At 70.0% G+C, this 6,858-nt stretch carries 9 protein-coding genes; 8 read left to right on the top strand and 1 reads right to left on the bottom strand.

Features of this window, described 5'->3' with window-relative positions; translation table 11 throughout:
- The first annotated feature begins 71 nt into the window (after positions 1-71).
- The 8 genes from AB0K03_RS35935 (at position 72) to AB0K03_RS35900 (ending at position 6,523) form a co-directional block, all read left to right on the top strand.
- Positions 72-1,001 carry a hypothetical protein gene (locus AB0K03_RS35935; protein WP_364694796.1) on the top strand — a complete coding sequence of 310 codons (930 nt, stop codon included), beginning with the start codon at positions 72-74 and terminating at the stop codon, positions 999-1,001.
- Positions 998-2,308: an MFS transporter gene (locus AB0K03_RS35930; RefSeq protein ID WP_364694793.1), complete on the top strand. Its 1,311-nt coding sequence runs from the start codon at positions 998-1,000 to the stop codon at positions 2,306-2,308. Before AB0K03_RS35935 ends, AB0K03_RS35930 begins: the two co-directional genes overlap by 4 nt.
- Positions 2,305-2,817, top strand: a complete 513-nt coding sequence (locus AB0K03_RS35925) for a GNAT family N-acetyltransferase (RefSeq protein ID WP_364694790.1) — start codon at positions 2,305-2,307, stop codon at positions 2,815-2,817. The genes AB0K03_RS35930 and AB0K03_RS35925 overlap by 4 nt, the downstream gene beginning before the upstream one ends.
- Positions 2,818-2,870: 53 nt before the next feature.
- The gene (locus AB0K03_RS35920) at positions 2,871-3,347 is read left to right on the top strand and encodes an NUDIX hydrolase (RefSeq protein WP_364694788.1); all 477 of its coding nucleotides are present in this window, start codon (positions 2,871-2,873) and stop codon (positions 3,345-3,347) included.
- A 76-nt stretch (positions 3,348-3,423) separates the two neighbouring features.
- Positions 3,424-3,942, top strand: a complete 519-nt coding sequence (locus AB0K03_RS35915) for a topology modulation protein (RefSeq protein ID WP_364694785.1) — start codon at positions 3,424-3,426, stop codon at positions 3,940-3,942.
- Entirely contained in the window at positions 3,939-4,598 is a 660-nt protein-coding gene (locus AB0K03_RS35910; RefSeq protein WP_364694782.1) for a 3'-5' exonuclease, read from the top strand. The genes AB0K03_RS35915 and AB0K03_RS35910 overlap by 4 nt, the downstream gene beginning before the upstream one ends.
- Before the next feature lie 173 nt (positions 4,599-4,771).
- On the top strand, positions 4,772-5,827 hold the full coding sequence (locus AB0K03_RS35905) for a methyltransferase domain-containing protein (RefSeq protein ID WP_364694779.1): 1,056 nt from the start codon (positions 4,772-4,774) through the stop codon (positions 5,825-5,827).
- Positions 5,828-5,905: 78 nt separating this feature from the next.
- Positions 5,906-6,523, top strand: a complete 618-nt coding sequence (locus AB0K03_RS35900) for a YdcF family protein (RefSeq protein WP_364694776.1) — start codon at positions 5,906-5,908, stop codon at positions 6,521-6,523.
- Here the strand turns inward: AB0K03_RS35900 and AB0K03_RS35895 are convergent.
- Positions 6,520-6,858: a PCC domain-containing protein gene (locus AB0K03_RS35895; RefSeq protein WP_364694773.1), complete on the bottom strand. Its 339-nt coding sequence runs from the start codon at positions 6,856-6,858 to the stop codon at positions 6,520-6,522. The two genes, AB0K03_RS35900 and AB0K03_RS35895, sit on opposite strands and share 4 nt — an antisense overlap.

Here is a 6,858-nt window from a genome sequence, read left to right as displayed (position 1 = left end):
GTGACGTCGGCCGCTGAGGCGTCCGACGTCACGGACATGTCCGCGACGTATCTGACCAGCTCAGGAGCGTTATGAATTCCTTGACGGTCGGTAAGCTGGAGCAGGACTACCTACGCCGGGTCGTGCTGCGCGAGCACGGCACCACCAGCACCCCGACGATGGCGCCCGGGTTCATCACCACGATGGTACGCGCCGCTCTGGCAGCGGGCTATCACGTCGTCCTGGAAGGGATCCTGCACACCGGCCAGTACGGGGCACTCTTACGGGAGCTGATCGCCGAGCATCCCGGACGCTCCGCCGTGTTCTGGATGGACGTGCCCTTCGACGCGACCGTGCGCCGGCATGCCGGCCGCCCCGGCATGGCCCACATCAGCGCGCAGACGATGGCGTCCTGGTACGTCGCCGACGACCTGCTCGGCGTCGACGGGGAGCAGAGGATCGCGCAAGAGTCCACCGTCGAGCAGAGCGTAGCGGCGATCCTGCACTGCAGCGGCCTGGCCGACGCCGCTGCCCTGACCCCCTGCCCCAGGTTGTGTCGACGCTGCGCCGAGAAACGCGACGCCGTCGACATCCCCGGCTCCGGGAAGGGATCTGGCGCCGTGACAACCGTCCAACGCACAGATCCACCGGGCGAGCGAACCGGCGGGGACGATGGTGATCCGGACGCGGAGATCTGGGCGGCGATCGCGGCGTCCCGGGCGTGGCTGGACGAGCACAACGGCACGGCAGAACCGGAACTGGGTCTACGGATCCTGAAGATCGTCGAGGAAGCCGGCGAAGCCGCCGCGGCGTGGATCGGCACCGTCGGCCAGAACCCCCGCAAAGGCGTCACCCACGATCGGCAGGACGTGGCCGACGAGCTCGGCGACGTGGCGGTCACCGCCTTGGTCGCCGCAGCCAGCCTCGGCTTCGACCCCCGCACCGTTCTCGCCGGGGTCGCGGCGAAAGTCGTCGGCCGGCTCGACCGGCCGTCGGCCGGGGAACCGGTCGATTCGATATGACCGGCGTCAGCCCAGCTCCAGCCATACCCGGTCAGGCGCCGCAGGCTGCCCTTAGCCGTAGCCAGGCGGGTAGGGCCGGTGAGCGTCGCTGCTGGGCGGCGTACGCCATCAGCGCGCTCGGCAGTGGCATCGGTTCGGGCGCGCTGCCGCTGGTGGCCATCCTGATGCTCGGTGCCTCGGACTGGCAGGTGTCGCTGCTGGCGGTGCTGGCCGGCCTCGCCGGGGCGGCCCTGGCCGTGCCGTTGGGGCCCTTCATCGAGTTCCACCACAAGCGACCCGTGATGATCAGCGCCGACCTGATCCGGTTCGCCGCCTTGGCCAGCGTCCCGATCACCGCCTGGGCGGGCATGCTGAGCTACGGGCAGCTGTGCGTGGTCGCCGTGGTGCAGACCGCCGCGACGATCGCGGCGAACGCCGCCGCCCAGCCCTACCTCAAGACCCTCGTCCCCGCGCCCGAGCGGGCCCGTGTGAACAGCCACCTGGAGACCACCACCTGGACCACCGGCGCGCTGGGCCCTCCGGTCGGTGGCCTGCTCGTCTCCGCCACCAGCCCGATCGCCTCGATCGGGATCGACGCGGTCAGCTACCTGCTCGCCGCTTGCGGCTGGCGGCGCATCCGCCACCACGAACCGCCACCACCACAACACAATGCCAGGCGGCGGCGGTGGCTGGCCGACACCGTCGCCGGCTGGCAGTACATCTACGCCCACCCCGGCCTGCGGCAGCTGTTCGCCAACGCGATGCTGTTCGGCGGGGTCATCATGGCTTCCTCCCCGTTGATCGCCGTGTACTTGCTGCGTGAGCTGCACTTCAGCCCGCTGCAGTACGGGATCGCGCTTGGCGTGCCTTGTGCCGCCGGGGTAGCTGGCTCACTGCTGGCCCCGGCTCTGATTCGCCGCGCCGGCCTGGGCCGGACCCTGCTGTACGCCGGAGTCGCCCGCTGCCTGTGGATGGCGCCGATCCTGCTCGCCCCACCCGCCACCGCCGGGCTCGTGCTGATCATCGCCTCCGACAGCGCGCTGCTGCTGTGCGCCGGGATCTTCAACCCGGCCTTCGCCACCTACCGCATGAACGTCACCGCCGACACCCACCTGTCCCGCGTCGTCGGCGCTTGGGCGATGTCCAGCAAACTCGTGCAGCCGGCCTGCATCGCCGCCGCCGGACTGCTCGCCGCCACCACAGGCATCCGCACGGCCATCGCTGTGCTGGCAGTCGTGCTGCTGGCTTGCCCGGTGCTGGTGCCCTGGACGGCACTGCGCCCGGCCAGCCGCCCCGCTTCCGGCCACAGCGAGGGTGACGCGCGATGACCACAGCACCCTTGGAGGTACTGACCGGCGAGCACGTCGTGGTGCGCCCGCCTGCGGCCGGCGACGAGCGCGCGCTGGTGGAGATGGCCATCGACCCGTTAGTGCGTCGCTATCTGGGTGGCCCCAAGGATCAGGCGACGGCTGAGGCCGACGCCGCCCGAAAGGTCAGCCAAGCGCGATGGGGTCAGTTCGTGATCGTCGACCGGGCCGCCGGCGTGGTGGCCGGCAGCGGCAGCGTGGCCCGCAAACGCGGGCCCTGGGAGATCTCCTACCAGCTACGCCGCGAGTTCTGGGGCCGCGGGCTGGCCAGTGAGGCCGTGGCGCTGGTCCGCGACTGGTTCTTCGCCACCTGCGAGGAGGACGTGCTGATCGCCACGACGCAGCAGGCAAACCTGGCCTCACAGCGCCTGCTCGAGCGCCTCGGCGCGGTCCGGGCGGGCAGCTTCGAGCAATACGGCCTGACCCAGCTGCGGTTCGACTTTCACCGACCAGGCCACCGCGTTCCCTGAGCACCGCTGCCGTGACCTCAAGGCCTGGCCGCCCAACCTCTGAGGAGATCGTCGTGACCGACTACACCGCGAGCCTGCCGCGCAAACGCATGGGCGCCGGCGTCGTGTTCACCAACCAGGACGGACACGTCCTGCTCGTCGAGCCGACCTACAAACCGAGCTGGGAGATCCCCGGCGGCGCAGTCGAGGCCGACGAATCACCGCGCACCACGGCGATCCGCGAGATCGAGGAAGAACTCGGACTCGACGTCACGCCCGGCCGGCTCCTGGTCGTTGACTGGGTACCTGCCCAGCACGGCCGCACCGAAGGGCTCATGCTGCTGTTCGACGGCGGCCACCTCACCCCGGAGCAAACCAGCACGATACGGCTGCCCGGCGAGGAGCTACGCAGCTGGGCCTGGTGCGACCCATCGCAGGCCCAGCAGCGGTTGTCCGGTCTGCTCGCCCGCCGCATCGCCATCGCGCTCGAGGTCCGCACCACCGGGATGACCGCCTTCCTGGAAAACGGATATCGGCAACGCGTCGAATGACGCCGCCGCGAGCAGGACTAACAGGAAACCGTCGCCGGAGCCAAAACCACCTCTTATGACGAATGGGTGACTTGCATTGCAGCGGATCGCGATTCTTGGTGCCAGCGGCGCCGGCAAGACCATCTTGGCCCGCACACTGGGCGCCCTGCTCGACCTGCCGGTCACCCACCTCGACCAGTTGCGCTACGACACCGACTGGAACGTAACCCCCGAACCGGACTTCGTCGCCGCACAACACCGGCTCGTGGCCGGCACGCGGTGGATCGCCGACGGCAACAGCCTGGCCAGCCTCCCCGTCCGCGCGGCCGCCGCAGACACGATCATCCTGCTCGACCCGCACCCACTGCGCTGCCTCACCGGGATCGCCTTACGACGGCTGCGCTACCGCGGCGGCCAGCACGCCGACGGGGTCTACGACCGGATCACCCTCGACGTCCTGCGATATGCGGCCACGTACCGCGCCCGACACCTGCCCAAAGTCCAGGACTGCCTGCGCGAGCACGCCACCCACGCGACGGTCGTGCATCTGCGCAGCCGCCGCGCCGTTACCCGCTACGTGACCCAGGTCCGCGCCGCCACCGGCAGGTCACGATGACCGACCTGCACCGCTACCTCGACGATCCGGCCTTCGCCACCACCCGATTCGTGATCATCGATTTCGAGGGAACAACGCCTGCGGGTTGCCCGGCCGAGCCGATCGAGGTCGGCGCCGTGATCCTGCGTCCCACCCCGCGCCGTATGGAGTGTGTCAGCCGGTTCGAGGCGCTGATCCGGCCTCCCGCGCACGCCCCGTTGACCGAGGCGGACACCCGGCAGACCGGGATCACCGCGCGAATGCTCGACGACCGGCCCGCCGCCCCTGCCGTCCTGGCAGGCCTGGACCCTCTGCTGACCGACCCGCCGTACCTGCTGGTCGCGCATCACGCCGCCACCGAGGCCGGCATCCTGCGCCGCTACGCGCACGCCTGCCCGAGTACCGCCGCCCCGATGCTCGATACCCTCGCCCTGGCCAAACGGTGCAGGCCCGGCCTGGCGTCCTACGCCCTCGACGCCCTGCTGACCTTTTATGGCATGGCGATCCCCGCGGGTCGGCATCGCGCACTCGCGGACGCGGAGGTGACCGGCCACTTGCAGATCCGGCTGTTGGCCGACGGTGCCCGAGCGCACCGCTGGTGCCGACTGGACCAGCTACGAGATCTCGCTGGCGAACCACCGGCCGCCGACCCGCACGCGCAGGAGTTCCTGTTCTGACCGCCGTGGTGACGCCTGCCAGTAGCCCGGCGTCCGAGGGGCAACCTCTCCGAACGGTGCACGGCAAAGACGCCGTACGTGAACGAGGGCGTCCTCACCGATGTGCAGCGAAGCCGTGACGGCCGCCATGGCCCCGCGACCGGCCAACCTCACCACTGTGAACAGGGAGAACCGTGAACCTGAGCGACGACACGATCGGCCGGGTGCCCGCCGACGTCTACCTGCACGACGCCCGGCGGGGGCCGACGCTGCACTTTTCCGACCCGGCCGCGATTCACCGGGACCTGGCCGCGTTGGACGTCCCCGACGGCGCCCGCGTCCTCGAGATCGGCACGGGCACGGGCTATTCGAGCGCGCTGCTGGCCGAGCTGGTCGGCCCGGCCGGGCACATCGTCAGCGTGGACGTCGACAGTCACCTGGTCGAAGCAGCGGCCCGGCTGCACCACGAACGCGGGATCCGCACCGTCACCTGCCATACCGCAGACGGCCTCGCCGGGCACCCACCCGGCGCCCCCTACGACCGGATCGTCGCCTGGCTCTGCCCGCCCCGGCTCCCGGCCGCATGGGTGCAGCAGCTGGCGCCCGGCGGCCGGATTGTGACCTGCCTACCGGTCGCCGAGCTGCCCTCAGCCAACATCATCACCACGATCACCGTGCACGCCGGCCAGCCGCACGCCGAACAGTTGGCCTTCGGTGGTTACGCCCAAAGCCACCAGGCCCCGATCGGCGACGTGCACACCATCCCGCCCCGCTGGGTCGACGCCACCACCGGCCAGCACGAGGCGTCCTGGATCGCGATCAGCTGGCGCGCCAGCGACCCGCACCGCGCCGGCGCCCGCGCCGCCCTCCGCCAGCTCCTGCACCCCGGCCACACCGACACGTACGGGCGTGCACCGCTGGGCTGGCGGTCCCTGACTGCCTTCACCGCCGCGCTCGCCGACCCGCACCTGACCGCTGTCTCCCTGCACGGCCACGGCCGCGGTATCGGGCACACCACACTGACGTCGGCCGCGGTCATCCTCACCGACGGCTCCATCCTCGCCGACGACCCACAATCGGTGTCCCTTCGGACGCTGCATACCTGGCTGCGGCGATGGGAACGTGCCACCCGGCCAGGCCCCGACGACTACACCACTACCCTGACCGCAGCTGAGCACAATGATCTGCCCGGCTGGGAGCTGCGGCTCCGGATCGGGCCGGCCCATACCCGTCAGGCGGTCCGACGATGAGGGTGCAGGCGAGTTCACAGGTGGAACGGTCCACCGCGCGGCCTGCCCCGCCGACAGTGCAGGAGGAGGGCGCTTGACATGGCGGTAGCCGATGACATCGCGGACTTCGTCGACGCCTCGGCGCCGGGGTTGGACCGAGCCGACCTGATCTTCGTGTTCGGCTCGACCCTGCCGGACGCCATCGCCCCTGCTGCCCGAGCATTCCACGACGGGCTGGCCCCACTGATCGTCCTGACCGGCGGCCCGAACCGCCGCAACCCCACGATCGTGGAAAGCGACGCGCACGCACGGCTGCTGCAAGCACAGGGGATCCCGCCGGACCGGATGCTCATCGAACGACGCTCCCAAACTTCCCGAGAGAATGTCCTGTTCGCCCGTCCTCTTATCGAGGAACGTTGTGACGCGCCGCGGACGGTGATCGCCGTGGTGAAGTGGTGGCAACGTCGGCAGATACACCAATTGGCAGCAGGACTGCCGTGCGTCGAACGCATCTACGCCGCCACGTGGAATCCACCCGCCCGCGCCGACGGGCGCGCCTACGACCGGATCACCTGGGCGTCCAGTTCCGACCGGCCACGCATCGAGGCCGAGTTCGACTACCTGACAAAGCTGCTGAGCGGTGGCGAGTTGCCTCCGCTCGACCGTACGGAAGCGGGCTGGACCTCGACGGCGCCGGACGCCCGCTGTTGGTCTTAGTCGTCCAGGTCGGTGAGGTACGCCCTGACGAAGAAGTCCCGGACCATCGCGCGGTGCAGGTGGCCGGCCGCGATGAGGTCCTCCCCGGCGAGGGTGACGTGGACGTGGACTTCTCCGTCGACGACTTCACCCGTTCCGGTGAGCTCGAAGGGCTGGTCGTAGGAGCGGAGTAGATCGTGTTGGGCGTCGTCTTTGCGCATCACCGAGACGGTGCATTCGTGGACGGCGCCGATGAGCGTCAGGCATCCGTGGCTGACCGGGGAGAGCTTGACCAGCTCGCGGAGCTTTTCCATGACTTCTTCGCCCGGATCCACCTGTAAGAGGTAGGTCGACAT

The organism is Actinoplanes sp. NPDC049316 (assembly GCF_040677315.1).
Taxonomy (GTDB): Bacteria; Actinomycetota; Actinomycetes; order Mycobacteriales; family Micromonosporaceae; genus Actinoplanes.
This window is presented reverse-complemented; position numbering and strand designations above follow the sequence as displayed.

Bases quoted from the DNA above. Each gene is read 5' to 3' on its own strand.
- AB0K03_RS35935 (WP_364694796.1), top strand. From the start codon at position 72: ATGAATTCCTTGACGGTCGGTAAGCTGGAGCAGGACTACCTACGCCGG.
- AB0K03_RS35930 (WP_364694793.1), top strand. From the start codon at position 998: ATGACCGGCGTCAGCCCAGCTCCAGCCATACCCGGTCAGGCGCCGCAG.
- AB0K03_RS35925 (WP_364694790.1), top strand. From the start codon at position 2,305: ATGACCACAGCACCCTTGGAGGTACTGACCGGCGAGCACGTCGTGGTG.
- AB0K03_RS35910 (WP_364694782.1), top strand. From the start codon at position 3,939: ATGACCGACCTGCACCGCTACCTCGACGATCCGGCCTTCGCCACCACC.
- AB0K03_RS35900 (WP_364694776.1), top strand. From the start codon at position 5,906: ATGGCGGTAGCCGATGACATCGCGGACTTCGTCGACGCCTCGGCGCCG.
- AB0K03_RS35895 (WP_364694773.1), bottom strand. From the start codon at position 6,858: ATGTCGACCTACCTCTTACAGGTGGATCCGGGCGAAGAAGTCATGGAA.